Origin of the sequence: Novosphingobium panipatense (genome assembly GCF_900182875.1) — a bacterium.
Taxonomy (GTDB): Bacteria; Pseudomonadota; Alphaproteobacteria; order Sphingomonadales; family Sphingomonadaceae; genus Novosphingobium; species Novosphingobium panipatense.
Genome location: NZ_FXUI01000001.1, coordinates 67,396 through 94,200, shown reverse-complemented (window position 1 = coordinate 94,200; position 26,805 = coordinate 67,396). Strand labels below are relative to the sequence as shown.

Annotated in this window: 27 protein-coding genes; 7 read left to right on the top strand and 20 right to left on the bottom strand. The window is 66.5% G+C overall.

Going from position 1 to position 26,805, the window contains the following annotated elements; all coding sequences use genetic code 11:
* Position 1 precedes the first annotated feature (1 nt).
* The 19 genes from QOL62_RS00395 to QOL62_RS00305 form a co-directional block, all read right to left on the bottom strand.
* Positions 2-955: a cell division protein FtsQ/DivIB gene (locus QOL62_RS00395; protein WP_283404787.1), complete on the bottom strand. Its 954-nt coding sequence runs from the start codon at positions 953-955 to the stop codon at positions 2-4.
* Positions 952-1,905 carry a D-alanine--D-alanine ligase gene (locus QOL62_RS00390; RefSeq protein ID WP_283404786.1) on the bottom strand — a complete coding sequence of 318 codons (954 nt, stop codon included), beginning with the start codon at positions 1,903-1,905 and terminating at the stop codon, positions 952-954. Before QOL62_RS00390 ends, QOL62_RS00395 begins: the two co-directional genes overlap by 4 nt.
* Positions 1,902-2,408, bottom strand: coding sequence for a DUF4262 domain-containing protein (locus QOL62_RS00385; protein WP_283404785.1), 507 nt, complete (start codon positions 2,406-2,408; stop codon positions 1,902-1,904). Before QOL62_RS00385 ends, QOL62_RS00390 begins: the two co-directional genes overlap by 4 nt.
* Entirely contained in the window at positions 2,405-3,304 is a 900-nt protein-coding gene (murB, locus tag QOL62_RS00380) for a UDP-N-acetylmuramate dehydrogenase (RefSeq protein WP_283404784.1), read from the bottom strand. Before murB ends, QOL62_RS00385 begins: the two co-directional genes overlap by 4 nt.
* A complete protein-coding gene (gene murC / locus QOL62_RS00375) occupies positions 3,301-4,722 on the bottom strand; it encodes a UDP-N-acetylmuramate--L-alanine ligase (protein ID WP_283404783.1) in 1,422 nt (473 codons plus the stop codon). The genes murB and murC overlap by 4 nt, the downstream gene beginning before the upstream one ends.
* Positions 4,719-5,978: an undecaprenyldiphospho-muramoylpentapeptide beta-N-acetylglucosaminyltransferase gene (gene murG, locus QOL62_RS00370; RefSeq protein ID WP_103728255.1), complete on the bottom strand. Its 1,260-nt coding sequence runs from the start codon at positions 5,976-5,978 to the stop codon at positions 4,719-4,721. Before murG ends, murC begins: the two co-directional genes overlap by 4 nt.
* Positions 5,975-7,168, bottom strand: coding sequence for an FtsW/RodA/SpoVE family cell cycle protein (locus tag QOL62_RS00365; RefSeq protein WP_103728254.1), 1,194 nt, complete (start codon positions 7,166-7,168; stop codon positions 5,975-5,977). The genes murG and QOL62_RS00365 overlap by 4 nt, the downstream gene beginning before the upstream one ends.
* Positions 7,168-8,511: a UDP-N-acetylmuramoyl-L-alanine--D-glutamate ligase gene (gene murD, locus QOL62_RS00360; protein ID WP_103728253.1), complete on the bottom strand. Its 1,344-nt coding sequence runs from the start codon at positions 8,509-8,511 to the stop codon at positions 7,168-7,170. The genes QOL62_RS00365 and murD overlap by 1 nt, the downstream gene beginning before the upstream one ends.
* 12 nt (positions 8,512-8,523) lie before the next feature.
* Entirely contained in the window at positions 8,524-9,594 is a 1,071-nt protein-coding gene (mraY, locus tag QOL62_RS00355; RefSeq protein ID WP_103728252.1) for a phospho-N-acetylmuramoyl-pentapeptide-transferase, read from the bottom strand.
* A gap of 17 nt (positions 9,595-9,611) precedes the next feature.
* Positions 9,612-11,075 carry a UDP-N-acetylmuramoyl-tripeptide--D-alanyl-D-alanine ligase gene (locus tag QOL62_RS00350; protein WP_283404782.1) on the bottom strand — a complete coding sequence of 488 codons (1,464 nt, stop codon included), beginning with the start codon at positions 11,073-11,075 and terminating at the stop codon, positions 9,612-9,614.
* Between the two features lie 3 nt (positions 11,076-11,078).
* Positions 11,079-12,551 carry a UDP-N-acetylmuramoyl-L-alanyl-D-glutamate--2,6-diaminopimelate ligase gene (locus tag QOL62_RS00345; protein WP_283404781.1) on the bottom strand — a complete coding sequence of 491 codons (1,473 nt, stop codon included), beginning with the start codon at positions 12,549-12,551 and terminating at the stop codon, positions 11,079-11,081.
* Positions 12,551-14,323: a peptidoglycan D,D-transpeptidase FtsI family protein gene (locus QOL62_RS00340; protein WP_283404780.1), complete on the bottom strand. Its 1,773-nt coding sequence runs from the start codon at positions 14,321-14,323 to the stop codon at positions 12,551-12,553. The genes QOL62_RS00345 and QOL62_RS00340 overlap by 1 nt, the downstream gene beginning before the upstream one ends.
* Positions 14,320-14,874: a hypothetical protein gene (locus QOL62_RS00335; RefSeq protein WP_103728248.1), complete on the bottom strand. Its 555-nt coding sequence runs from the start codon at positions 14,872-14,874 to the stop codon at positions 14,320-14,322. Before QOL62_RS00335 ends, QOL62_RS00340 begins: the two co-directional genes overlap by 4 nt.
* The gene (gene rsmH / locus QOL62_RS00330) at positions 14,871-15,872 is read right to left on the bottom strand and encodes a 16S rRNA (cytosine(1402)-N(4))-methyltransferase RsmH (protein WP_103728247.1); all 1,002 of its coding nucleotides are present in this window, start codon (positions 15,870-15,872) and stop codon (positions 14,871-14,873) included. Before rsmH ends, QOL62_RS00335 begins: the two co-directional genes overlap by 4 nt.
* Positions 15,869-16,375: a division/cell wall cluster transcriptional repressor MraZ gene (locus tag QOL62_RS00325; protein ID WP_103728246.1), complete on the bottom strand. Its 507-nt coding sequence runs from the start codon at positions 16,373-16,375 to the stop codon at positions 15,869-15,871. The genes rsmH and QOL62_RS00325 overlap by 4 nt, the downstream gene beginning before the upstream one ends.
* A gap of 339 nt (positions 16,376-16,714) precedes the next feature.
* Positions 16,715-17,533, bottom strand: coding sequence for a DUF4350 domain-containing protein (locus QOL62_RS00320; protein ID WP_283404779.1), 819 nt, complete (start codon positions 17,531-17,533; stop codon positions 16,715-16,717).
* Positions 17,505-17,864, bottom strand: coding sequence for a hypothetical protein (locus tag QOL62_RS00315; protein ID WP_103728244.1), 360 nt, complete (start codon positions 17,862-17,864; stop codon positions 17,505-17,507). The genes QOL62_RS00320 and QOL62_RS00315 overlap by 29 nt, the downstream gene beginning before the upstream one ends.
* Before the next feature lie 46 nt (positions 17,865-17,910).
* The gene (locus QOL62_RS00310) at positions 17,911-18,936 is read right to left on the bottom strand and encodes a cysteine synthase A (protein ID WP_103728243.1); all 1,026 of its coding nucleotides are present in this window, start codon (positions 18,934-18,936) and stop codon (positions 17,911-17,913) included.
* A 134-nt stretch (positions 18,937-19,070) separates the two neighbouring features.
* On the bottom strand, positions 19,071-19,388 hold the full coding sequence (locus QOL62_RS00305) for a 2Fe-2S iron-sulfur cluster-binding protein (RefSeq protein WP_103728242.1): 318 nt from the start codon (positions 19,386-19,388) through the stop codon (positions 19,071-19,073).
* A 109-nt stretch (positions 19,389-19,497) separates the two neighbouring features.
* On the opposite strand from QOL62_RS00305, the gene QOL62_RS00300 reads away from it, so the two are divergent.
* Positions 19,498-20,115 carry a DNA-3-methyladenine glycosylase family protein gene (locus QOL62_RS00300; RefSeq protein ID WP_283404778.1) on the top strand — a complete coding sequence of 206 codons (618 nt, stop codon included), beginning with the start codon at positions 19,498-19,500 and terminating at the stop codon, positions 20,113-20,115.
* A gap of 31 nt (positions 20,116-20,146) precedes the next feature.
* Here QOL62_RS00300 and QOL62_RS00295 read toward each other — a convergent pair whose 3' ends face one another.
* Complete coding sequence (locus QOL62_RS00295) at positions 20,147-20,443, bottom strand: 4a-hydroxytetrahydrobiopterin dehydratase (protein WP_283404777.1); 297 nt, start codon at positions 20,441-20,443, stop codon at positions 20,147-20,149.
* 47 nt (positions 20,444-20,490) lie between these two features.
* On the opposite strand from QOL62_RS00295, the gene ccmA reads away from it, so the two are divergent.
* The 6 genes from ccmA (at position 20,491) to QOL62_RS00265 (ending at position 26,709) form a co-directional block, all read left to right on the top strand.
* Positions 20,491-21,096 (top strand): heme ABC exporter ATP-binding protein CcmA, encoded by a 606-nt coding sequence (ccmA, locus tag QOL62_RS00290; RefSeq protein ID WP_283404776.1) that lies wholly within the window; start codon positions 20,491-20,493, stop codon positions 21,094-21,096.
* Complete coding sequence (locus QOL62_RS00285) at positions 21,093-21,749, top strand: heme exporter protein CcmB (RefSeq protein WP_283404775.1); 657 nt, start codon at positions 21,093-21,095, stop codon at positions 21,747-21,749. The genes ccmA and QOL62_RS00285 overlap by 4 nt, the downstream gene beginning before the upstream one ends.
* Before the next feature lie 98 nt (positions 21,750-21,847).
* Entirely contained in the window at positions 21,848-22,975 is a 1,128-nt protein-coding gene (locus tag QOL62_RS00280) for a sulfotransferase family protein (RefSeq protein WP_283404774.1), read from the top strand.
* A gap of 16 nt (positions 22,976-22,991) precedes the next feature.
* Positions 22,992-23,612, top strand: a complete 621-nt coding sequence (locus QOL62_RS00275) for a carboxymuconolactone decarboxylase family protein (protein WP_103728236.1) — start codon at positions 22,992-22,994, stop codon at positions 23,610-23,612.
* 337 nt (positions 23,613-23,949) lie between these two features.
* Positions 23,950-24,396 carry a hypothetical protein gene (locus QOL62_RS00270; RefSeq protein WP_103728235.1) on the top strand — a complete coding sequence of 149 codons (447 nt, stop codon included), beginning with the start codon at positions 23,950-23,952 and terminating at the stop codon, positions 24,394-24,396.
* A 150-nt stretch (positions 24,397-24,546) separates the two neighbouring features.
* Positions 24,547-26,709, top strand: coding sequence for an RNA degradosome polyphosphate kinase (locus tag QOL62_RS00265; protein WP_283405106.1), 2,163 nt, complete (start codon positions 24,547-24,549; stop codon positions 26,707-26,709).
* The last annotated feature ends 96 nt before the right edge of the window (positions 26,710-26,805 follow it).

Sequence of the window (26,805 nt, the reverse complement as noted above, 5' to 3'; positions counted from 1 at the left end):
ATCACTGTTCTTCCCCACCACTGCTTGCGCTCGCCCCCGTGCGCGGGACGGCGCCGGCCTTGAGCGCCAGTTCCTGCCCGTCCTGCTCCGGCACGCGCAGGTAGATGCGGTCCTTGGCCCGCATGTCGAACGCCGTCACCTTGCCGCCGATGAGGCGGTTGGTGCCGTCAAGCCGCGCAAACGTGACGAGTGCGCTGGCCGAAGCGCTCTCGCCCTCCGGCAGGGCCAGGACCTGCCCGGACTGGAACGTCAGGTTCCACCGGCGATTGCCGATCCATTCCGCCTCGGCCACCCGGGGCTTCATGGCGGGCGCGGCCTCCAGCATCTTGCCCAGTGCAATGACCTGCTGTCCCGCGCCGGGACCGGAAACGATCAGTTTGCCACCCGCATTCTTGCGGCTGACGGCTTCCAGCTCATGCCCGGTCTCGTCGATCAGCACGAAGCGATCCGCCTTGCGCAGGACGGCGTGGGGTTCACGCTCCACGATGTCGATGACGAGTGTGTCAGGCAGCTGGCGCGACACGCGTGCATCCTTGACCCAGGACAGGCCGAGCAGGTCCTGCCGCAGCCCTTCGATATCCACCAGCGGCATTGCCCGGTCGCGTTCGGCCAGAGCCTTCTCGTAGACCTTGAGCTCATTGATGTTCTTGACGCCGCGCACTTCGACGCGTTTCACCTCGAAGCCGGTCTGGCCGGCGACGAGGGCCATCTGGTGCCCCGCAAGGGTCGGCAGGCCGGCGAAACTCGCCACGACGCAGACCAGTGCCGCCGCCCCGCCGAGGATCGCGACAAGGAAGATCCTGTGCAGCTGGCTTTCCGAAAACGGCAGCCACGCCATGATCATGTCCATCGCCGAGCCCGTCCGTGCCTTCGCGGCGCGCACTTTGCGCTGCGCCCCTTGCGCGGCGGCGGCCTTGCGTGCGGTGGTGGCCTTGCGCCGGATGGTCTGGCTCATGAGGTCTCGGCCTTTGCCTGGGCATCCGCGAGCGCTTCTGCGATGATCGCCTCGACGAGTTCCGGATACTCCATGCCGCAGGCGCGTGCCTGTTCGGGAACGAGGCTCAGGGGTGTCATGCCGGGCTGGGTGTTCACTTCCAGCAGGAACAGCCCTTCGATACCCTGCGTGTCATCCCAGCGAAAGTCCGAGCGGCTGGTGCCCTTGCAACCCAGCAACTGGTGCGCACGAAGGGCGACGTCCTTGCAGGCCTGGGTGATCGCGTCCGGGATCTCGGCCGGGCAGACGTGCTCCGTCATCCCGTCCGTATACTTGGAATCGAAATCGTAGAAGCCGGACTTGGGCTTGAGCTCGGTCACCAGCAAGGCCCGGTCGCCAATCACCGCCGTCGTCAGTTCGCGCCCGCGGATGTAAGGCTCGGCCAGCAGTTCGTCGAACTCCTGCCACGGCCCCTTTGCGCCGCGCGCGATGGGATTGCCGTAGTTGCCTTCGGCCGTGACGATGGCGACGCCGACGGACGAGCCCTCGTTCACGGGCTTGAGCACATAGGGGCGCGGCAGGGGATCGCGCTCGTGAATGTCCGCGCTTTTGACCACACGCCCGCCAGGCATCGGCACGCCATGCGGCACGAGCGCCTGCTTGGTCAGTTCCTTGTCGATCGCGATCACCGAAGTCGCCAGACCGGAATGGGTGTAAGTGAGACCCATCAGGTCCATCATGCCCTGCACCGTACCGTCTTCACCGGGCGCGCCGTGCAGCGCGTTGAACACGACGTCCGGCTTCGCCTCGGCCAGGCGCAGCGCGACTTCGCGATCCATGTCGATGCGCGTGACCCTGTGGCCCTTGGACTCCAGAGCCTTGGCCACGCCTTCGCCGCTCATCAGCGACACGGGGCGTTCGCTCGACCAACCGCCCATCAGGACCGCGACGTGAAGGGGCTTGAGGCTCATGAATTCAGACTCGTTCGGTAAAGCGGGGTTTGCAGGTCACGGACCGCTTGGGAGCAGCCCTTGTCCCAGGGGAAGAGGCCGTCGTCGACGCCGGGCCAGACGATCTGCATCGCCCGCGTCATCACGTCGCCCTCATGCTCGGCGAACCACATCGCCGAATTGAAATAGTGCGGGATCAGGCAGTCCGGCTCGACTTCGCGAACCATGCAGCGATGCCCCTTCAGCAGGCCGTCGATGACCTTCCAGTCCTCCAGCACCAGGCCTTCGCGGCACATGTCGAGGACGCCGTTGATGACGGCCGCCGAAAGTTCGGTCGAGAAGCCGAACACGATCACTTCGGGCTGGTCGACCGTCAGCGGAAAGCCGACGGAATAGGCAAACCGCTCCTCGCCCTCGTCCTCATCCAGTTCGTCGGGCGGGGTGACGACGGTGATGTGACAGCCGAACTCCTCGACGTTGTCGATGATCTGCTGCTCAAGGCGGGAGAGGCGGTCGTCCCTCATGGGCGGCGGCCTACCCGCTGGATTTCCCATTCGAGTTCGACACCGGAATGGTCCTTGACCCGGCGCCGCACTTCTTCGCCGAGGCCTTCGATATCGTCGCTCGTGGCATCACCGGTGTTGAGGAGGAAGTTGGTGTGCTTCTCGCTCACCTGCGCGCCGCCCAGCGTCAGGCCACGGCAGCCCGCCTCGTCCACCAGCTTCCACGCGGCATGGCCTTCGGGATTCTTGAAGGTCGACCCGCCCGTCTTCGACCGCAGCGGCTGGCTTGCCTCGCGGGCGGCGGAGATGCGATCCATCTCGGCCTGGATGGCGGCGGGCTCTCCGGGGCGCCCTTTGAAGCGTGCAGCCACGACGACCGCGCCTTCGGGCAGTTCCGAATGGCGGTAGGTGTAGCCGAGATCCGCGTTGCCCAGCGTCACAAGTTCGCCCGAACGCAGCACCACGTCGCAGTCCACCAGGATGTCCTTGACCTCACCCCCGTAAGCGCCGCCGTTCATCCGCACGAAGCCGCCGACGGTGCCCGGGATCGAGCGCAGGAACTCCAGCCCCGCGATGCCTGCGTCCCGCGCCGTGGAGGAGACGAGGATGCCTGAGGCGCCGCCGCCGCAGTCCAGCGTCTCGCCGTCCAGACGGTCCACCTTCGCGAAGGCCTTGCCCAGCCGGATCACCACGCCGGGCACACCGCCCTCGCGCACGATCATGTTGGAGCCAAGGCCAAGCGCCATGACCGGCACCGCCGGGTCCAGGGCGCCCAGGAAGTCCTGCAGGTCAGCGAGATCCTTCGGTTCGAACAGCCACTCCGCATGGCCGCCGGCCTTGAACCAGACGAGCGGGGCCAGCGGCGCGTCGGCCGTCAGCTTGCCCCGGACAGCCGCCTGATCGAACGTAAGGCTCACCCGACCCTCCGCGCCCGGATCGCGTCGGCAAGACCCGCCGCCCACTTCGTGATGTCACCGGCGCCGAGGCAGACGACCATGTCGCCCGGCTGGATCGAGGTCGCCAGAACCTCGGCCAGCTCTTCGGGACCGGCAACGACCTGGGCCGAACGATGACCGCGCGCCTTCATCCCGGCGACCATGGCCGCGCTGTCGATGCCCTCGATCGGCTGCTCGCCAGCGGTATAGACGGGCGCGGCATAGACCACGTCGGCGTCGTTGAAGGCAGCCTGGAAGTCTTCCATGTGATCGCGCAGGCGCGTGAAGCGGTGCGGCTGCACCACCGCGATGACCCGGCCCTTCACGCCTTCGCGCGCCGCGGCGAGTACCGCGCGGATCTCGACCGGGTGATGCCCGTAGTCGTCGATCACACTGGCGGTGCCGCCGTCCACCTCCACCTCGCCGACCTTGGTGAACCGGCGCTTCACACCGCCGAACTTGGAGAAGCCGGTGCGGATGCACGCGTCCGAGCAGCCCATCTCCACCGCGACGCCGACGGCGGCCAGCGCGTTCTGCACGTTATGGCGGCCGGGCATCGGCAGTTCGATGCCTTCGATGCGGCGGAATGAGCCGTCACGCTGGCGCAGCGCCACATCGAAGCGGTTGCCGCCCGGGATCGGCGTCACGTTCTCGCCCCGGATGTCGGCCTGCGCCGAGAAGCCGTAGGTCACGACGCGGCGGTCGCGCACCTTGGGGATGATCGCCTGAACTTCCGGGTGGTCGATGCACAGGAGCGCCGCGCCGTAGAACGGCACGTTCTCGATGAACTCGACGAAGCTCTCCTTCACGCGATCGAACGAACCGTAGTGATCGAGATGCTCGGGGTCGATGTTAGTGACGACAGCGATGGTGCCGTCGAGACGAAGGAACGAACCGTCGCTTTCGTCCGCCTCGACCACCATCCAGTCGGACGCGCCCAGGCGGGCGTTCGAGCCGTAGGAGTTGATGATCCCGCCGTTGATGACCGTCGGATCGACGCCGCCCGCGTCCAGCAGCGCGGCCACCATCGAAGTCGTCGTGGTCTTGCCGTGCGTGCCGGCCACCGCGACGGTGTTCTTCAGGCGCATCAGTTCGGCCAGCATCTCGGCCCGGCGGACCACCGGGATGCGGTGCTCCAGGGCATAGACCACTTCGGGATTTTCACGCTTCACCGCCGTGGAGGTGACGACGACCGCCGCGCCTTCCACGTTCTCGGCCGCATGGCCGATCATGACCTTGATGCCCCGCTGGCGCAGGCCTTCGATGACATAGCCTTCCGCGATGTCGCTGCCCTGCACCGAATAGCCGAGGTTGTGCATGACTTCGGCGATGCCGGACATGCCGATGCCGCCGATGCCGACAAAGTGAATCGTCCCGATTTCGGTGCCGACACCCTTCACTTCGCGGTCCCCACGGCAAGCGCTTCGCCGCTCTTGGGAGCGGGCTTCTTTTCCATTCTGATTACATCCATGATCGGAGCCGCGCCGAAGCTCTCCACGAGATCGGCCAGATCTTTCGCGGCATTGGGATAGCCGCAGTTCCACGAGGCGTGCGCCGCATTGGCCAGCGTCTCGGGACGCTGCGCGATGGCCTGGATCTGCAGGCACAGGTCCTTGGCCATCTTCTGGTGAATTTCGCCCTGCTCCTTCAGCAGGGCGTTGCGCTTGTCGCCCTTGTAGGCGTGCGGATCCTCCGTGGTGATCGCCGGCTGACGGATCACGCGCGCGCCCCCGCCCGCCACCATCTCGCGCGCGTTCGCGCTCTGGTGGTCGTCCGTGGCGTAGGGAAGGGGGATGAGGATCGCCGGACGGCCGACCGCAGTCAGCTCCGCGATCGTGGACGCGCCGGAGCGGCCGATGAACAGGTGCGCACTGGCAAGTCGCTCGGCCATGTTCTCGAAGTAAGTCGCCAGCTCGGCCGGGATGCCGTGCGCCGCATAGCGCTCGCGCACGCGCTCGATGTCCTCGGCGCGAGCCTGCTGGATCACCTGCAGGCGTGAGCGCAGGGCGGGCGGAAGCATAGCCAGGCCATCGGGCACCACTTCCGAGAGCACCCGCGCGCCCTGGCTGCCGCCCGTGACGAGGATGCGGAACAGGCTGTCCTCGGTGAACTCGGGAAAAGGCTGGTCGCGCAGCTTCAGCACGTCGTCCCGCACCGGATTGCCGACGAGGGTCACCTTGCCCGCCAGCGCGGGATCGAGACGCTCGGTTCGCTCGGCGGAGGTGGCGATCGCATCGACCTTGGCGGCGAAGAAGCGGTTCACCCGGCCCAGGACCGAGTTCTGCTCGTGCAGGATCGTCGGCAGCTTGGCGGATCGCGCCGCCAGGAGCGTCGGCAAAGCGGGGTAGCCGCCGAAGCCGATCACCGCCGAGGGCTGGAAGCTTTCGAACAGGCGCAGCGCCATGCGCCGCCCGTCGTACACGCCTTTGGCACCCTTGAGCCAGTTCAACGGGTTCTTGCCCGCGATGCGGCCCGGCGGCAGGACGTGCGTGGTGAGGTAGGAAGGCTTGCCCGGAATGGCGGCGCCGCGCTGGTCCGTCACCAGCGCGACATGATGGCCCCGCGCGTGGAGTTCGGCGGCAAGGGCGAAGGCCGGGATGAGGTGTCCGCCCGTTCCGCCCGCAGCCAGAACGTAATGGCGCGAAACCTGGCTCATGGAAGGTCTCCGATGGCGCGCAGCGTGAACTTCTCGCGCTGGATGAACGGATTGCGCCGGGTCACAGCCAGCAGCAGGCCCATGCTGAGGCACATCGCCACCGTCGACGATCCGCCGTAGCTGATCAGCGGCAGGGTCATGCCCTTCGACGGAAAGAGCTGCAGGTTAACCAGGATGTTGATGAACGCCTGCGCGCCGAACTGCGCCGCGAACCCGGACGCGGCGAGGACGGTGAACAGGTCTTCCTCTTCCACCAGGCGCAGGATCACTCTCACGAGGATCGCGATGTAGACCATGACGATCACCATGCACGACAGCAGACCGAACTCTTCACCGATGACTGAGAAGATGTAGTCGGTGTGCGCTTCGGGGAGCGCCATCTTGCGGGTGCCCATCCAAAAGCCGAGCCCCGTCCAGCCGCCGTTCAGCAGGGTGCGCTGAGCAAGGTCGACCTGATCGAAGGCGGAGCCGCCGAACAGGAAGTTGTCGATGCGGTTCCGGCCGTTGTCGTACGTGAAGTACATCAGGACGATGCCCAGCACGCCTCCGCCGACGAACATCGCGATGCGCTTCACGTCGATGCCAGACAGCAGGATGAGAACCATGAAGGCGCAGCCGAACAGCATGGTCGATCCGAAATCCGGCTGTAACATGAGCAGGAGCCCAAGGACGCCCATCAGGCCGAAACAGATGCCGACCACCGGGATCTGCGGATCGCGGGTCCGCCAGGACACGATCCACGCCAGCAGTATCGGAAATCCGCACTTCAGGAATTCGGAAGGCTGCAGCGAGAAACCGAAACGCAGCCAGCGGCGCGCACCGTTCACTTCCGAGCCGACGACGGGCACCAGCACCAGGGCGAACAGCATCGCTCCCGCCAGGAGGATGCCGAAGCGCCGCGCGTTCTCCTTGGTGAGGCTGGCAGCCCAGAACAGCGCCACCAGGCCAAGAAGCTGCCAGCGCATGTGCAGGTAGAAAAAGTGCAGCGAACGCAACGTCTCCGCCGACGTGGAGAGGCGCTTGGCGCTTGCGGGGGAGCCGGCCGCCACGGCAACCGCGCCGATCGCCATCAGGATCAGCACGAGGACCAGCGTGGTCCGGTCTATCTCCTGCCACCATATGGCAAGCTGGCTGCGGCGATTGCGGCTGTAGCGCTGCGTGCTGCCCGGATTGGGTGCGAGTGTCGCCATCAGGGCCGTCCCTCCGGTTCGAGCAGCGCCTCGACGATCTGGCGGAAAGCCTGGCCCCGCGCCTCGTAGTCACGGAACTGGTCGAAGCTGGCGCAGGCGGGGGACAGCATCACGATGTCGCCCGGCCGGGCTTCCGTCATGGCCTGACGAATGGCCTCGGCCATCATTTCGGAACGGTGCACCCGGGTGTGCGGCGCGAGGATTTCGGCAAACAGCGGCCCCGCGTCGCCGATGGTGTAAGCCGCTGCGATGTTCCCGAAGAACGGCGCGCATTCGTCCAGGTTGTCGCCCTTGGGAAGGCCGCCGACGATCCAGTGAATACGGGGTTCCGGATCGGGCGGGAAAGCCGCGATGGCAGGCGCGGTCGATGCGGGATTCGTGGCCTTGCTGTCGTTGATGTAAGTGACGCCATTCGCCACTGCGACACGCTCCATCCGGTGCGGCAGGCCGCTGAAGGTGCGCATCCCCTTGCGCCACTGCGCCTTTTTGACGCCCAGCGCCTCCACGATGGCGACCGCGATGGCGGCGTTCTGCAGGTTGTGCGGTCCCTGGAGCGAAGGCCATTCCTTCTGCAGGCCCGCCAGATCCGTTCCGTCGACAAGGCGCACGAGCCCGGGCGCACGGCGCGCCGCCTCGATATGCGCGATGGCGCGCGTTTCCTTGTCGCTTGTGCCGAAGACGGCGGATCGCTCACGCGTCTGCATCTCGAAGAGGCGCGCCTTGGACGCCGCGTAGGCTTCGAAGCTCGCGTAGCGGTCCAGGTGATCCGGCGTGATGTTGAGCAGCGCCGCCACGTCGCAATCGAGGCTCTCGGTGATGTCGATCTGGTAGCTCGACAGCTCGAGCACGTAGACCCCGCCGGCAGGCAGCGGATCCGTGCCGAGCACCGGCACCCCGATGTTGCCGCTGGCGCGCGCGATCACGCCCGCCGTCTCGAGCAGATGACAGACGAGCGAGGTCGTGGTCGATTTGCCGTTGGTACCGGTAATGCCGACCACGCGGTGCGCCGGCAGGCTCTCCCGCGCCAGCGCGAACAGTTCGATGTCGCCGATAAGAGGAACCCCGGCGCGGGCGGCGGCTTCGGAAATGGGGTGGCGGTTGAGCGGGATGCCCGGCGATACGACGATGCCGTCATAGCCGGTCAGGTCGGCGGTGGCGGGATCCGCCAGTTCCACCTTGCCACACTGCGTCCACTCGCAAAGCTGCTGGCGCGCTTCGTCCCTGCTGTCCCAGGCCATGACATGGGCCCCGCTCTCGACCAGCGCGGAGGCCGCAGCCAGGCCCGACCGCGCGAGGCCCAGAACCGCGTACCGCTTGCCGGCGAATACAGGGGAGACGATCACGCGCCCGCCCCCTTATCGCAGCTTCAGAGTGGCAAGGCCGAGTACCGCGAGGACGATGGAGATGATCCAGAAACGGATCACAACCGTCGATTCGCGCCAGCCTTTCTGCTCGAAGTGGTGGTGGATCGGCGCCATGCGGAAGACGCGACGCCCGGTGCGCTTGAACCAGAACACCTGAATGATGACGGAGGCCGCTTCCAGCACGAACAGGCCGCCGACGATGGCGAGCACAATCTCGTGGTGCGCGGCAACCGCGATGCAGCCGAGCGCGCCGCCGAGCGCGAGGCTCCCGGTGTCACCCATGAACACGGCGGCGGGCGGCGCGTTGAACCACAGGAAGGCGAGCCCTGCACCCATGATTCCCGCGCAGAAGATCGCCAGTTCGCCCGCGCGCGGCACGTGGGGGATGCCGAGGTAGTTCGCGTAGTCGACGCGGCCGGCGAGATAACAGATGATCGCGAACGTACCGGCTGCGATGATGACTGGCATCGTGGCCAGGCCGTCGAGGCCGTCCGTCAGGTTGACGGCGTTACCCGCCCCTACGATCACCACGGCTGCGAAGACGTAATATAGCCACCCCAGCGGGATATAGCGCCCGGAGAGGAACGGGACGTAAAGGTTGGTGCTGATCTGGCTGACGATGATGTAGGCGGCAATGCCCGCGACCACGAATTCCAGCAACAGCCGCACCTTGCTCGACAGACCGGCGTGGTGGCGCTTGGTCACCTTGTCGTAGTCGTCCATGAAGCCGATCAGACCGAAGCCCACTGTCACCGCGATGCAGGCCCAGACGAACGGGTTCGTCACGTCCATGAACAGCACCATCGAACCGATCAGCGCAGTCAGGATCATGAGGCCGCCCATGGTCGGCGTCCCGCGCTTCGCCAGGTGGCTTTGCGGACCGTCCTCGCGGATCGGCTGCCCCTTGCCCTGACGCACACGCAGCATGTTGATGAACTTGGGGCCGATGATCAGCCCGATGACAAGCGCCGTCATGAAGGCCGCGCCCGAGCGGAACGTCTGGTAGCGGAAGAGGTTGGACAGTCCCTCGTACTGGAACCATTCTGCGATGAGATACAGCATCTTGCGGGCTTTCGCCCCTACCCTTCCTGCTTGCCGAACGCGCTTACGAGCGCTGCGAGACCCACTGAATTCGAACCCTTGACGAGAATCGCATCGTCCCGCTGGAGCCCGAAAGCCCGCAAGGTTTCGACAGCTTCCCGCACGCTCGGGCAATGAGCGAAGGCAACCCTTTTGCCAAGCGCCGCCGCGTCCGATTTCCCCAACTCCACGGCGAGCGCGGCCATTTCGTCGCCCACCAGAAGCGCATAGTCGACACCGGCGTCACGCAGCGGACCGGCAAGGGCGGCATGGTAGTCCGGACCATGGCTGCCCAGTTCCTTCATCGCGCCCAGAACCGCAATACGGCGGTTCGCCGGGGTGCGCCCCAGCTGCGCCAGCGTCGCCCGCATCGAAGCCGGGTTCGCGTTGTAGCTCTCATCGATCAGGAGCGCGGTTTCGCCGTCCCCTCCCACCGGGATCTGCATCCTCGCGCCGCGTCCGGCGAGCCCGCCCATTTCGGCAAGCGCCACCCCGGCCGCGCCGAGATCGCCCTTGACGGCCCGGACGGCCGCCATGACCGCGAGCGAATTGATCACCTGATGTTCGCCGGGCGCCGCTACCGTATAGCACACGCGCCGGTCGCCCATATCGGCCGTGACGAGGGAGCCTCCATCGGCGGAGGGCACTGCGTCCAGAAGCCGCACGTCGGCATCGGCGGCCTTGCCGAAGGACACGACCCTGGCACCGCAGGCGGCCGCGGCATCCCGAAGCCGCAGGAAATGCTCGCTGTCGGCGGGAATGATGGCCGTGCCGCCCTCCTCCAGCCCCTCGAAGATCTCGGCCTTCGCGTCGGCGATCGCCTCCTCTGAGCCGAGCATCTCGATGTGGGCGGGCGCGATCGTGGTGATCAGCGCCACGTCCGGGCGGACCTGCCGGGTGAGCGCGGCGATCTCACCGGCATGGTTCATGCCCATCTCGAACACGCCGAAACGTGCCCGGGCCGGCATGCGGGCAAGGCTCAGCGGCACGCCCACGTGGTTGTTGTAGCTTTTGACCGAGCGATGCGCGTCGCCACGGCTCGCCCGGTCCAGCGCGGCGAACAGCATCTCCTTCACGCCCGTCTTGCCGACCGAGCCGGTGACGCCGATGATCGGGCCACGGGCGCGCAGGCGGGCGGCGGCGCCGAGCCGCTCCAGCGCCTGCATGGTGTCTTCGACAAGGATGTGCGGGCCGTTGACGGGACGATCGACGACAGCGGCAACCGCGCCTTTCGCGAAGGCGGCTTCGACAAAGCGGTGGCCGTCCATCGCCTCACCCTTGAGCGCGAAGAACAGGTCGCCGGGCTGGACGTCCCGGCTGTCGATCTCCACCCCGGACACGGTGAAGTCGGAACTCGCCACCCCGCCGACCACGCGCGCGATGGTGACGGCGTCCCAGAGGACCAGCGGGCTCTCCTCAAGCGGCGTTGCGGGCCAGTCGAGGATCCGGGTGACAGCGTTCATATCCTACCTCCCCAGTGAGCCAGCCATTTCCCTGGCCACCGTGACGTCGTCGAATGGCAGGACGCGCACGTTGTCGCCGCTGCCGATGATCTGCCCCTGTTCGTGCCCCTTGCCCGCGATGAGGACGATGTCCCCAGCCCCGGCTTCTGCGACGGCGAGCCCGATGGCCTTGCGCCGGTCGCCCACTTCACGCGCGGCTGGCCCCATGCCCGCCAACACCATTGCCCGTATCGCGGCCGGATCCTCGCCGCGCGGGTTGTCGTCGGTGACGATAGCGAGGTCTGCCCCCTCGTCCGCCACCCGGCCCATTTCCGGCCGCTTGCCCTGGTCGCGATCGCCGCCGGCGCCGAATACCACGATCAGCCGGCCGCTGACGTGCGGGCGCAGGGCCGCCATCGCGGCTTCCAGCGCGTCCGGCGTGTGCGCGTAATCCACATAGACGGGAGCGCCGGCCGGCGTGATCGCCGCCCGCTCAATGCGGCCCCGCACGGTCACGAGCCGCTTCATCGCATCGAACGTGGCATCCACGTCCCCGCCCGTCGCCAGCACCAGCCCCGCCGCGACGAGCGCGTTGGCGGCCTGGTAAGCGCCGATCAGCGGCAGGTCGATGATCCGCGCGCGGCCCGCGTGCTCGATCTCCAGCTTCTGGCCCAGCCCGCTGGGCGTGCGGCCGACGAGGCGAATGTCCGCGCCTTTTTCGCCGACGGTGAAAAGCCTGAGCCCGCGCAGACGGGCATGTTCCATCGCTTTGTCCGACCACGCGTCGTCAGCCCAGACGACAGCCGTCCCACCCTCGGCGACGACCTCATCGAAGAGGCGCATCTTCGCGGCGAAATATTCATCCATCGTCGCGTGATAGTCGAGATGATCGCGGCTGAGGTTGGTGAAGGCGCCCGCCGCCACCTGCGGCCCCTCGATGCGGAACTGCGAAAGACCGTGGCTCGACGCCTCGTAGGCGACATGCGTCACCCCTTCCCGGGCGAGACCGGCAAGGTTCGCCAGGAACGTTGCGATATCCGGCGTCGTCAGCCCGGTGGAGACGGTTTCGTCGCTGGTGGTGACGCCAAGGGTGCCGATCGAGGCCGCGCGATGCCCCCCCATGCGCCAGAGCTGCCGGGTAAGCTCGACGGTCGAGGTCTTGCCGTTGGTTCCGGTGACGGCGACCAGAGTTTCGGGCACGGGCGCGAAAAACGGCGCGGCAAGGCGCGCGAAGAGGCGGCGCGGTTCGGGGTCGGCGAAATGAAGCGCGCCTTCCACCACGGCGTCAGGATGTGCGACGATCGCGACCGCACCGGCCTGGATCGCGGCGGGAATGAAATCCTCGCCGTTGAAGCGGGCACCGCGAAAGGCGCCGAAGATGGTGCCCGGCGCAACCTTGCGGTTGTCGATCGCAAAGCCGGTGACGGTGACGTCGTCCACCGGGTCCTTGGTTGCCGGAGAGACCCCGGCGGCGCTGCACAGGACGGAGAGTTTCATTATTCGGCGTCTCCCCCGGGGACCAGCGGCCTGAGGTCGCTGGTGTCGATGTCGCGCGTTTCATCGGGCATGATGCCGAGCAGCGGTCCGATCCGGGGCACCACCCGCTGGATCACGGGAGCGGCGTTCCACGCGGCCGTGCGCTGGTAGGACGTGGCCGCCGTACCCTGTGGCTCATCCATCATCGAGATCACCACGTAGCGCGGCTTGTCCATCGGAAAGGCGGCCGCGAAGGTCGAGATCAGCGAGTGGCGCCGATAACCGCCCGCGCCCGGCTTCTCGGCCGAACCCGTCTTGCCCCCGACCCGGAAGCCCGGAGCGTCCGCCTTGCGGCCGGTGCCGTACTGCACGATCATCCGCAGCAGCTGGCGCATCCGCGCGCTGGTGGAGGCCTTGAACACCCGGCGGCCTTCGGGAACATCCGAGGGCGCCAACTTCTTGAGGGTCGCCGGACGCCAGATCCCGCCGTTGACGAGCGCGGCGTAGGCAGAGGCGAGGTGGAGCGGCGTGACGGCGATGCCGTGGCCATAGGCGACGGTCATGGTCCGCAGGCGCGGCCATTCACCCCGCGCCCAGATCGGGAAACCGCGTGCGGGCAGCTCCACGTACGGCCGCTCGTTCATGCCCAGCGACTCCATCGTCTTCTTGAGCCTGACGCCGCCGAGTTCGTCGGCGATATGAGCGGTGACGATGTTGGAGGAGTGGATCAGCGTTTCAGGCACGTTGAGCGTGGCGCCGTAGCGGTGCGTGTCGTTGATGGTGAAGCGCCCGACCCGCAGCGGGCTGGCCGGGAATCGGCGGCCAAGATCGGTGATCGTGCCCGCGTCCAGCGCCGCTGCGACCGTGAGCGGCTTGAAGGTGGAGCCGAGTTCGTAGACCTGGTTGGTCACGCGGTTGAAGCCGTGCGGGACTTCGCCCTGGGCGGCCTGCTCTGGTGTGACGACCATGTCGTTGGGCTTGACGTGGTTGGGATCGAACGAGGGCAGCGACGCGAGAGCCAGGATCTCGCCCGTATCGACGTCGAGAATGACACCCGCCGCGCCCTTGGCCTGGCTGAGCTGTATGGCGCGGGCCAGTTCGTCCTCCAGCGCGCTCTGCACGCGAAAGTCGATCGACAGGACGGACGGGTTCATGCGCCCTTCGGGGCTGATCAACTGGTCGTTGAACGCCTCCTCCATGCCGACCTTGCCCTTGCCGTAGCTGTCGACATAGCCCAGCACGTGCGCCGCCATCGATCCTTGCGGATAGAAGCGGGTCGCCTCCAGCGGGAACTCCAGCGCCGGTTCGCCCAGCGCGTGCACCTTGTTGGCGTCCTCGGGCAGCAGCGACTTGCGCAGGTAGCTCGGACGGCCCGCGCGCAGACGCGCCAGGATGTCGTCATGATCAAGGTCGGGGAAGATCGCCACGAGCTTGGCGGTCACTTCCTCGGGACTGTGGATCAGCGAGGAGCCCTCAGTCATAGCCTTGGGATTGAACCAGAGCGAGTAGACGCGAAAATCGCGCGCCAGCGGCACGCCGTTGCGGTCCACGATCTCGCCCCGATCCGGAACGAGCAGCCCCGCCAGATCGATCTGACGCGGCGTCGCGCCCGTGAAGCCAAGATAGATGATGCGCAAGAGCGCCAGGACCGTGATCAGCACGAACACGCCCAGCACCCACAGGGTGCGCATCTTGGCGACCAGCAGCGAGCGCTGGCGCACGTTCACCAACCGCCGACGCCCGACCGAGACCGTGGTGGGGATCGTGCCGAGGGGAAAGGCAGGGGCGTTCACTGTTTGGCCGCCTCGGCGACCTCGATGTGAGCGAGGCGCTTGCTGAGAGCCGCGGCATCACGCGCAAGCGCAGCGCGTTCCGGATCGCGACCGTCGTCGCGCGAGGCGGCCGTGGCCTTCGAACTCTCCGCGAGGGCTGCCGCCGTCGCGCCCGCCACCGGGGAAACCATCGCCAGCAGCGATCCCTCTCCCGCAGCGCTGCCCGGAGCGTCGGCATTGGCGTAGCGGATCGGCGCGGGGGCACCCGGTCCGGCAGGCACGCCGAGGGCGGCAAGCTGGCGTTCGCCTTCGATATACTGCGCGGCCGTCGGGGCCTTGTAGCCGAACTCAAGCTCGTTGAGGTCGCTCAATGCCTGCTGGTTGGAGCGGGTCTGGAATTCCGTTTCCAGAAAGTCGATGTCCTGCTTCACCCAGACGATCTTCTTTTCGGTGTCGTGCACCTGGCTCTTCACCGCGTTGACGCGCAGCGTGAGGCCCACGGTCACGGCGCCGCAGATCACCAGCGCGGAAACCCAGCCGATCGATCGGATGCGGTCACTGGTCAGGTTCATGCGGCATTCCTTCGACCGGGGGCGCCATCAGGCATTCGAGGGGGAGCATCGGTTCGTACCGCGCTGCGCAGGGTGGCCGAGCGCGAGCGGGGGTTGGCTTCCAGTTCCGCCTCCCCCGGCCGAATTCCCTTCGACACCTGAGTGAAGGGCGCGGGCGCGGTGGCGGTCTGCGGCAGGTGGCGCGAGGTCGCACGCGCCGCGCTGCCCGCATCGCGCAGGAAGCGCTTGACCTTGCGATCCTCAAGACTGTGGAAGGTCACGACCGCCAGCCGTCCACCTTCGCGCAGCAGCGTCTCGGCACCGCCGAGCGCCGCTTCAAGCTCGTCCAGTTCCCCGTTCACGTGGATGCGCACAGCCTGGAAGCTGCGGATCGCGGGATCCTTTTGCGCCGCGTTTCCTTTGTAGGCCGGGTTGTAGCCCAGCGCCTTGCGCACCACGCGGGCGAGATCGCCAGTGGTGGCAAGCGGGCGCGCGGCGACAATGGCCCGCGCCACGCGGCGGGACTGGCGCTCCTCTCCATACAGGTAAAGCACGTCGGCGATCTCGGCCTCGTCGGCCCCGTTCAGAAAGTCTGCAGCGGAAGGGCCGTCCTGGCTCATGCGCATGTCCAGCGGGCCATCGGCGCCGAACGCAAAGCCGCGCTCCGCCTGATCGAGCTGCATGGAGGATACGCCGATGTCCATGACGACGCCATCAACCTTGTCGATACCCCGTTCACCGAGACCCTCGACCATTTCGGAGAAGCGGCGCGGGTGCAACACGAGGCGCGGTGGATTGCTGGCAAGCTCCGGCCATTTCCCCGGATTGTTTTCCACCGCGGCGATCGCGTCGGGATCGCGGTCGAACGCGTGCACCGTCGCACCGGCGTCCAGCAGGCGGCGGGTGTAGCCGCCGGCTCCGAGGGTGGCATCGACGATCACGTCGCCCTCGCGCGGGGCGAGGGCGGCGACCACTTCCTCGAGAAGGACCGGGATATGCGGCTGACCGGGGGCACTCACGACTTCTTCGCCTTTGCGAGTTCCGCTTCCTGGAGAGAGCGGCAGGTTGCGATCGCCGCCTCGAAGGCGGGATCGTCGGCATGTTTGTAGAGCTCGTCGGGATTCCAGATCAGGATGCCGGTGCGGCCGATCCCCTGGAAGAAGAGCTGGTCACCAACGGCGGCCAGCCCGGCCAAAGCCTCGGGCATCGTGAAGCGGCCACTGCCGTCGAAGGGCACCTGCTGAAAGTTGTAGAGCTGCATGGCCCGACTGTCGCGATTGAAAGGCTTCCCGGCGCCATCAGCGCGGGTCTGCTCGGCGTCGAGCTGCGCTTCGAAATCATCGACGCGGGAGAGGCCGAACCCGACAAGGCATTTCCATTCGGCATGCTTGGCAAGGCAAAGCACGTCCTTGCCACTGGAATCGCGGACGGGGGAGCGAAGCTCCTTGGGCAGCACGAAACGGTTCTTGTCGCGCAGAAGCGAGAAGCCCGGTCCGCTGTAGATGTATGGCTGCCCCGCCATTCCCGTTTGTGATGCCCCTGTGTTGCCATCCCGGACGATAATGAGCCCCGCACCCGGCGGCGCGCGCGCCGGGGGTCCACACCTGAATCAGGCGCGGCGAGACTCAGTCTTTCCGATTGACGGTGTTCTATAACGGGAAGATCGGGGATAAAAGGGAAATGTGGGGAAACGAGGGTATTTCTACGGTGAACTGCCCTTGGATAGACGAGGCCTTTACTCTGCACTGACATTTCGGAAGCAAAAAACCGCGTCTATTCAGACGAATAGGGGGGCCAGCAGGCGCACCTGCGCCGTTCCGCGTCATCCCCGGTATTACGAAATCTTCACCGCGGACGGGCTTCAGCGGGGCGCGGCGGTCAGCCGAGAAAGTAGCGCAGCAAGGGCATCGCGACGTGCCGTTATGATCCCCGGATTTTCAGGGCTCTCAAGCAAGGCCGCATCGGCAAAAGCGATAATCCGGCCGCGGCCGGAGAGGCACTCCGCCAGCAGCCCTTGCGCGGAAATGTCGCAGGACGCGACCGCATCCCCGGTTTTCCCGGAAGCCCCTTCCCCAGCTTTCCCCAAGGCCCGGAAGCGCCCCGCGAGATTGACCGGCACCGAACCGGCGGCGAGCTCGGCCTCGTGCTCCCCGGCGGGCTGCGCCTCGTCGAACTCGAGCCCCAGACCCCACCGCGCGAGGATCGGGGACATCATGGCGACGTCCTGCGGCCGGCGCGGGTCACCGGGGCCGAAGAGGGAATGGGCGGTGAGAAGGGGATCGACGAACAGCAGCACCCGCCCTCCCTGGCGCACCCAGGCGTCAAGGGCGACATTCTCCTGCGGCGTGAGGGGCCGGGGCTGCGCAAGAACGAGGACGGCGGAGAGCGGCAGCGGCAGCTTTCCAGTCGCATCGGCAAGCGAATCGAGCGGCACTACCTTTCCTCTGTCGCGCAACAGCCGAAGAGCCCAGTGCGGAGGATGGTCATCCGCAAGCAGACCGCGGATATCGCTGCTCTCGTTCCAGGCTATCGGCAGGCTGGAATAGAGCCCGATCGTTTGCTGCCTGGCCGTCTCCAGGTTCTCCGCGCCACCGGATCCGCAGGCGGCCAGCAAGGGTCCCAGCAGGAAGCCCGGCAGGAGAACACGACGGCTACGGCGCGACAGGCGCACCTGGCTCATCCGTCATCTCCGCGTCGGGGATGGGTGACGGCTTGGAACGGGTGGTCGTATCGGCAGACGGCACGACGCCGATGTCGGCCAGCGGATCGCTGGCAGCCTTCGTCGGCTTCGCGTCGACGGCAACGACCTGCTGGATGGGGTCGGCGCTTTCCGAAAGCCGCAGACGGTCGCGGATGACGTTGGCGAGGCCGACGATCAGCAGCATCGCACAAAGGCCGAACAGGCCCACCTGCAGCCGGTACACGGCCTGCGAGCGCAGTTCACGCGCGGACCGCGGCGTATAATGCTGCGCCGTTTTCAGAGGTTCGAGGATACTTTGCGACTCAATCATAGTGCATGTTGGCGGAAGAACACCTGCCGTTCGTTCCCGGCTTACATCACCGCGCCAGCCAAGGGAAGACCGGCAGGCCTTTCGCTTCAAGCCACTCCGGGTTGTACAGCGAGGACAGGTATCGGAAGCCCGTATCGCACAAGATCGTCACGACGCGTGGATCCTCCCGCCCTTCGGCAACGAGCTGGCGACCGAGCGCCACGGCGCCCGCCACATTGATCCCCGAGGAAAGGCCAAGGCACAGCCCCTCCTCGCTGAGGAGGCGGCGCACCCATTCCAGGCCCTCCTGGTCGGAGACACGGAACTGGGTGTCGATGGGCGCACCTTCGAGGTTAGCGGTGATGCGCCCCTGCCCGATCCCTTCGGCGACCGAGTTGCCCTCGGCCTTCAGTTCGCCATGGGCGTAATAGTTGTAGAGGGCGGCGCCGTGAGGGTCTGTCAGAGCCACGACGATGTTCTCGTCGAACGCCTTCAGCCCCATGCCGGTGCCCGCGATCGTCCCGCCGGTGCCCGCCGCACAGGTGAAACCGTCGATGCGACCATTCATCTGCTCCCAGAGCTCGGGAGCGGTGGATTCGATGTGCGACTTGCGGTTCGCGATGTTGTCGAACTGGTTCGCCCAGATCGCACCTTCGGTCTCCTCGGCAAGACGGCGGGAGGTGTGAACGAAATGGCCGGGGTTCGAGAAGGGCGCGGCCGGGACCAGCACCAGTTCCGCGCCGAGCGCGCGCAAGGTGTCCATCTTCTCCCGCGACTGTGTCTCGGGCATGACGATGACGGTGCGATAACCCAGGGCATTCGCCACCAGCGCCAGGCCGATGCCTGTATTGCCCGCCGTACCTTCGACGATGGTGCCGCCGGGCTTGAGCAGGCCCTTTTCCTCGGCATCGCGCACGATCCACAGGGCGGCACGGTCCTTCACCGAGGCGCCGGGATTGGCGAACTCGCACTTGCCCCAGATCTCGCAGCCGGCGGCTTCGCTCGGCCCCTCGAGCAGCACCAGAGGGGTGTTGCCGATAAGATCGAGAGTCGAGGGCCTGGAGAGCGGGGCGCTTGGCATTGTCGCGGTCATGGCGCGACAGTTAGGAAGCCAAGGCGCTGCGCGCAAATGTTTTGATCGACAAATTTGTGCCCCCGGGATCCTTCCGGAGGTGAGCGACGCCGGCACAGGCCGGCGCCGTCGCGCAGTTCCGCCCAGAGTCGCGCTTAGTCTTCCGGAGCGATCGTGACCTTCAGGCCTTCCAGATCGGCGGTCACCGGCACCTGGCACGACAGGCGCGAGTATTCGTTGCGATGATCCGAACTGTCGAGCAGGTCGTTCTCGTCCTCGCTCATCGCGGGCAGCTTGCCGATGAAAGCGGGGTCGATATGGACGTGACAGGTCGCGCACGAGCAGCAGCCGCCACACAGCGCCAGCAGTTCATCGAAGCCGTTGTCGCGGATGACTTCCATCAAGGTGCGACCTTCCGGAGCCTCTACGTTCGACTCTTCGCCCGACTGATTCACAACGATGATCTGCGGCATATCTCTCGAGTCCCCTTCTGATACATCCTGTATCATATCTGCATTTCTATGCGCACTTGCCGCAGGCTGCTAAAGGCTGCAACCTTGTTTTGCAAGGTTACGACAACGCATGGGTTTGACGGCACACGAACTTCGCACCAGGCTGGACGCGATTGCCCGGACAGAGCCCGCTATCGCGCGGGCGATCGAGCGGGCCGGCTACCCTGAACCGCGCATCCGCGCCACGGGCTACGCGACGCTGTTGCGCACGATCGTGGGCCAGCAGGTCAGCGTGGCCGCCGCCGCGTCGGTCTGGAACCGGCTCGAAGCCCTGCTGGGCGAAACGATGGCACCCGAAGCCCTGCTTGCGGCCGAGTTCGACGCCCTGCGAGGCTGTGGCCTTTCCCGCCAGAAGCAGGGCTATGCCCGCTCGCTCTGCGAACTGGTGGTGGCAGGGAGCCTGGACCTCGATAACCTGCCGCGCGACGATGAGGAGGCCATAGCCCAGCTGGTGCAGATCAAGGGCATCGGGCGTTGGTCCGCCGAGATCTACCTCCTCTTCGCCGAGGGCCGCCCAGACATCTGGCCTGCCGGCGACCTTGCCGTGCAGGTCGGGCTGCAGAAGCTGCTGACTCTCGGGGAACGGCCGAGCGAGAAGCAGACCCGCCAACTGGCAGAGGGCTGGCGCCCGCACCGGGGCGCCGCAGCCATCTTCACGTGGCACTGCTACAACAATCCAGCGCTTTGATCGGCCCGCCCTTTGACCGGCCGATGTTTCTTCAGCCCGGCAGCAGCGTTTCGACGAACCGCGCCATGTCCGCGTCCCGCTGGCTGAGGCCGCCAGCGTCGTGGGTCGTCAGCGTCATGTGCACCGTGCTGTAGACGTTGAACCATTCGGGATGATGATCGGCCTTGTCAGCATAGAGGGCGACCCGGGTCATGAAGCCGAACGCCTCGTTGAAGTCGGCGAACTTCAGTTCGGCCTCGATCGCAAGGCCGTCGCTCCGCAGCCGCCAGCGCGGCAATTCCGCGAGGATGGCGTCACGCTGGTCGGCGGTCAGGCGGGAAATGGTCACTGGCGTCTCCTTGGCAGGCCGCGAGGTTTCCCCTATCGCTCCGCGCCATGCAAGGGGCACCCTTACGAACCGCAGCCATCACCGCCCGGAACATTGCCTGCCGGCGTGGGGATCGGGTGCTTTTCGCCGAGCTCTCGCTCAGCCTCTCTTCAGGAGAGGCGGTGCAGATCGCGGGGCACAACGGCATCGGCAAGTCCAGCCTCCTGCGCATCCTCGCGGGGCTGGCCCCCGCCTACACCGGGACCGTCACCGTGGAAGGCTCCGTTGGCCTGCTGGACGAGCGCCCCGCCCTTGACCCTGCCCTGCCGCTCGGCCGGGCTCTGGCGTTCTGGCAGCGGATGGACGGTGCCCCGACCGAAGCGGTTCAGCGCAACCTTGAGCGGCTCGGCCTGGCCGCTCTTGTAGACGTGCCGGTACGCTACCTCTCGACCGGCCAGAAGAAGCGCGCCGCTTTCGCCCGCCTCCTCGCACAGGAGGCGACGGTTTGGCTGCTCGACGAACCGCTCAACGGGCTGGACTCGCGGGCTGTCGAACTGGCCGAGACCCTCACGGCCGAGCATTGCGCGGCCGGAGGCGTGGCGATCGTCGCCTCGCACCAGTCCTTTCGCCTGACCGGCCTTGCGCGCCTCACGCTCGCGGACTTCGGGGCATGAGCCGGGCCGCCGCGCTGCTGCGCCGGGATCTGGGACGGCTGCTGCTTGGCGGCCGGGGCGGCGGGCCGCTCCTTCCCGTGCTGTTCTTCCTTTCCGTCGCGATGCTCTATCCTTTCGCCGTCGGCCCTGATGCGCCGTTGCTGGCCCGCACGGGCGGCGGCGTGATCTGGGTTGCCGCGCTGCTGGCTGCGATCCTCCCGCTCGACCGGCTGGTGGAGCCTGACATCGAGCTCGGCGCCTTCGACCAGTGGGCCCTGCGCGGGATCTCGGAAGAGCTCGTCATCGCCGTGCGCGTCCTGGCGCACTGGCTCAGCTTCGGCCCGCCCCTGATGCTTGCCGCGTTTCCCGCCGCCGCCCTGCTGGGACTGGATGGTGCCACCCTGCGTATGGTCGAGCTCGGCCTCCTGGCGGGTACACCGGGACTCGCCGCGCTTGGTGTCACCGTGGCGGCGCTGACGGCGGGCCTTCGCGGCGGAGCGGCTCTCGCCGGCCTGCTCGTCATTCCGATGGCAGTACCGGTGCTGATCTTCGGGGCCGGCAGTCTGGGCACGGGCGGCGAGAGCGGCCTCGCCCTTGCTGGAGCCAGCAGCCTCGTCCTCATCGCCATAGCGCCCTTCGCCGGAGCTGCGGCGGTCAGGGCCGCGCGGGGGTAGCCCCCTCTCCACGCGCCAGTATCGCCGCGGCGTTTGGCGCCCCGCCCGCGCCCGCGCATACTGGTGCGCAAGACCGGACGAACCGGGCGGGGAGAGGCATGGAAGACAGCAAGGCCCTGATGGCGGCGGCGCAAGCGGAGACCGGCCTGTCCGACTTTGGCGACGATGGCTTCCAAGAGGGGCTGGAACGTCTCGTCCGGGCGCTGAACACCGAAGCGCGCCTGAATGCCGCCGGCGACCACGCCTTGCGCGACCGCATCCTGCTCCACCTGCGCCAGCGCCTGATGGTGGAGGACTGGTATCGTCGCTTCCCGCAAATCGAGGACGAGCGGATCCGCTCCCCCCTCTTCGGCGTCGGCCTGCCGCGGACGGGATCGTCGGCCCTGTCGTTCCTGCTCTCCAGTGACCCGGAAATCCGCTATCTGCGGGTCTGGGAAAGCGCGCAGCCCTGTCCGCCACCCTCCACCGTAAAGGCCGCCGACCCCCGTCGCGGCGCCTCGGCCAGCGCCGTCGACGAGACGCTGAAGGGTGGTCGCCGCACGCCCACCGGCATCGACGGCGCGATGGAATGCCAGGACCTCATGGCGCTCGATTTCCGCAGCCAGATCTTCCAGGCCTTCGCCCAGATACCCAGCTATTCCGAATGGCTGATCGAAGCTGATCTGGCCGGTACCTACCGCTACGAAAGACGCGTGCTCAAGCTGCTGCAATGGGGGGAGCCGGCGCGGCCGTGGCGTCTCAAGGCTCCTACTCACATGCTTTACCTCGACGCGCTGGATGCCGCTTTTCCCGATGCCCGCTTCGTGATGACGCACCGCGATCCGGCCGAGGTCATGCTTTCCGTCGCCACCGTCTATGCCGACATCATCGGCAAGTTCACCGACCATCCGGACCCGGTCTACATCGGCGAACTCAACGTGCAGTGCTGGTCCGAAGCGATGAAGCGCGCCATGGCTTTCCGCGCGGCAGGGCAGGACAATCGTTTCTTCGACATTCACTTCCGGACCATGGAAGCCGATCCGATCGGTGAAGTTCGCCGCCTTTACGATTGGCTGGGAGAGGACGTTTCCCCCGCCTTCGCCCGAGCCATGAGCCAGTGGTGGGCCGGCAACGAACAGGCCGAGCGCATGGTCAAGCCCGACCCCGCCCGCTTCGGCCTCGACCTGGAGGCGGTGCGCGCGCGCTTCACCGATTACTTGCATCACATGGACCGCTGGGCGGCCTGACGACGAAGGAACCCGAATGCCCGAACCGATCACCGGCACGTACGATTTCGATGCTGCCGCCCGCATGAAGCAGACCGTGGACAAGGGCCCGCGCTACGCCCCGCTGCGGCTGGAGGACGTCAGCCCCGAAGGCATGGAGCAGGTCGCCGTCATCCGCGCCGCCTTCTCCATCCCCGAAAGTCGGCCGTTTCCCGACGTCAGCCTCATCACCCTGCGTCATCCCGGGATGTTCAAGGGGCAAATGGTTCTTGGCATCGAACTGGCGAAGGGGGCGATCCCCGGTCGGGAGCGGGAACTGGCGATCCTGCGCCTTGCCCGCCTCGCCCGCGCGCCGTTCGAATGGTGTGAGCATGTCGACATCGGCAAGGCGTTCGGCGTCACCGCCGAGGAAATCGAGCGCGTGCTCGAAGGGTCGCAGGCGCCCGGCTGGACGGAGCACGAATCGGCCATTCTGCGCGGGGTGGAGGAACTGCTTTCCGACCACTGCCTGAGCGACGCGACGTGGGACACGCTTGCAAGGACCTGGGACGAGAAACAGATGCTCGAATTCCCGATGCTGGTCGGATCGTACCTGATGACGGCACTCCAGCAGAATTCCCTGAAGGTGCAGCCGAAGGGCGGCTTCGACTACCGCTGATCGGCAAGCCCCTTATTGCCGCACGATCTGTCGGCAAGCTTGTGGATAAGCTGTTCGCAGGCTGCGCATGGAGCGTGGGCAACCTGGGGAGAAGGTAGAGAGAAGGGCCCTCTGCAGGGCGCCTGCGATTACCCGGTCGGGATGTAAGTCGCTCCTCCTTGTGAAAAGAAGGCCGGGGCGGGCAAGGCAAGGAGCCGCCCCGGCCAAGGTCACAGGATGGGAGGAGTGCCCCATGACAAGCAGTCCTCCAGGCTGCGGGCTTGACGAGAGGAGCAAGCCGCGTAACACTAGCTAATGATAATCATTCGCATGTGCAAGCCTTAAAAGGAGACCTCGCATGTACCAGTACGTCGACCGTCCGCTCACTTCTCTGGACGAAGGTTGCCGGTTCCTTGTCTGGTCCATGCGGGCATGGGTGACGGCCATCGCCCAACGGCGCTGCCCTGCGCACGTCCTTGCCCCGGCCTTCGCCCGGTGGCGCATGATCGGCGGCCTGCAGCCGTTCAACCGGGTGATGGTGCTGCTCAACCGGGATGCGCTGGAGACGCTCGCCTTCTGCCCGATGGGCTGCAGCCATGTCTCGGAGCACGAGGCGGTGATTCTCGAACTCGTCACGTCCCTGCGGGATCGCGGCCCCCTCCCCACGCGCGAGACGCTCAACCTGCTGGTCGCCGAGGAAAGCGTGGGCGACGTGCTCGACACGCTTTCCCGCATCGGCGCCGCGCTTGCCATCGCAGGCATATTCCCCGGCGAGCCGGTGACCGATCCAAGCCGCAAGTCCTGAGCGTCGCCCGGTCTTCCAGCCGGCCCTGACCGTATGCGGCCTGGATCGCCGGGAACAAATCGCCTTACCAGCTGTATGGGGGCGCTCCCCCTTTCCACAATTGCAGCAATTGTGTCATCCTGCCGTGCCAGAGGCGCTTGAGTGAATACCATGGACATGCCGAGCACGAGCGAACCACCCGAGACTGTCGACGAACTGACGGTCCAACCCGCACGCTATTTCAACCGCGAACTGAGCTGGCTTGCGTTCAACGAGCGCGTCCTTGCGGAAGCCAGCAACCCGAACTACCCGCTGCTGGAGCGACTGCGCTTCCTGTCCATCTCTGGCAACAACATCGACGAATTCCTGATGGTGCGCGTGGCCGGTTTTCACGCACAGGTCCGCAGCCAGATCGAGGAGATCTCCATCGACGGGCTCACCCCGTCGCAGGCGATCGCCATCACGCACGAAAAGGTGCTGGAGCTCGAGCAGATCCAGCAGCAGACCTGGACGACGCTCAAGGCGCAGCTTGCCGAAGCGGGCATCGTGGTCGTGGGCGAGGATGACGAGATCAGCCCCGAGCGCGACACCTGGCTGCGGGAATACTTCACCGAACACGTCATGCCGGTCATCACCCCCCAGGCGATCGATCCGGCGCACCCGTTCCCCTTCGTGGCCAACCAGGGCATCGGCGTCCTGTTCTCCCTCTCCCGAATCGCGGACAACGCGCCGGTCATGGAGATGGTGCTCATCCCCTCCCCGCTGCCGCGCTTCGTGCGCATCCCGGGCGAGGAAGCCGCCTGGATTTCGATGGAGGATCTGATCTGCCGCGCGACGGCCGAACTGTTCCCCGGCTTCCGCCTCAACGGCCACGGCGTGTTCCGCATCCTGCGCGACAGCGACCTCGAGATCGAGGAGGACGCGGAAGACCTCGTCCGGTATTTCCGTACCGCGATCCAGCGCCGCCGCCGGGGAATCGTGATCGTGCTGCAATTGCAGGGACGGTTCGACCCGGCCGCCGAAGAGCTGCTCCGAACGCAGCTGGGGCTCGACCAGGCGCTGGTCATGAAGACAGAGGGCATCATCGGCCTCTCCGGGCTTTCCGCGATCTGCGACGAGGATCGTCCTGAACTGAAGTTCGAGCCTTACAGCCCCCGCTACCCCGAACGCATCCTCGAGCACGATGGCGATATCTTCGCCGCCATCCGTGAGAAGGACATCGTCGTCCAGCATCCCTACGAAAGCTTCGAGGTGGTGATTGACTTCCTCAAGCAGGCAGCGCGCGACCCCGACGTGGTCGCCATCAAGCAGACGCTGTACCGTGCCGGCAAGCAGTCCGCGATCATCTCGGCCCTGATCCAGGCCGCCGAGCAGGGCAAGTCCGTGACGGCGGTCGTCGAACTGAAGGCCCGCTTCGATGAGGAGCAGAATCTGCTCTGGGCCAGCCAACTGGAACGCGCGGGCGTGCAGGTGATCTACGGCTTCGTCGACTGGAAAACTCACGCCAAGGTTTCCGCCGTGGTGCGGCGCGAGGGCGGAGCATACCGAACGTATTGCCACTTCGGAACGGGCAACTATCACCCGATCACGGCGCGGATCTACACGGACCTGTCGTACTTCACCGCAGACCCCGCCGCCGGGCGCGACGTCGTGCGGCTGTTCAACTTCATCACTGGCTATGTCGAGCCCAAGAGCACGGACATGCTCTCCATCTCTCCCATCTCGCTGCGCGCGACGCTGAACGCGTGCATCGATGCGGAGATCGCCAATGCCGAGGCAGGCAGGCCCGCAGCGATCTGGGCCAAGCTCAATTCGCTCACCGACCCGGACCTCATCGACCGGCTCTATGCGGCAAGCCGCGCGGGCGTCGACATCGAGTTGGTCGTGCGCGGCATCTGCTGCCTGAGGCCAGGGGTACCCGGCCTGTCCGACAACATCGCGGTCAAGTCGATCATCGGTCGCTTCCTGGAACATGCACGCATCTGGGCTTTCGCCAACGGTGCGGACCTGCCCAACCGCCATGCGAAGGTGTTCATAACATCGGCCGACGGCATGAGCCGCAACCTCGACCGGCGTGTCGAAATTCTCCTGCCGATCCGCAACGAGACGGTTCATGACCAGGTGCTCGACCAGGTCATGCTCGCCAACCTGCTCGACAGCGAACAATCCTGGGACCTGGCGCCGGACGGCACCTATACCCGGGTGGGAGAGGTGGAGAACGCCTTCAACCTGCATCGGTACTTCATGACCAACCCGTCCCTGTCCGGTCGCGGCGCCGCACTCGACAGTGGACGAAAGGTTCCCAAGCTCTCGCTCAGGCGGGGGCACATCTGACATAGAGCGGTCTAAACCGGGGCCTTTTCAAGACTATGCGGAAATTCGTTCGCGGCGGGCCTCGGAACCTTCGGGCCTTGTGGTAAGTATTGATCA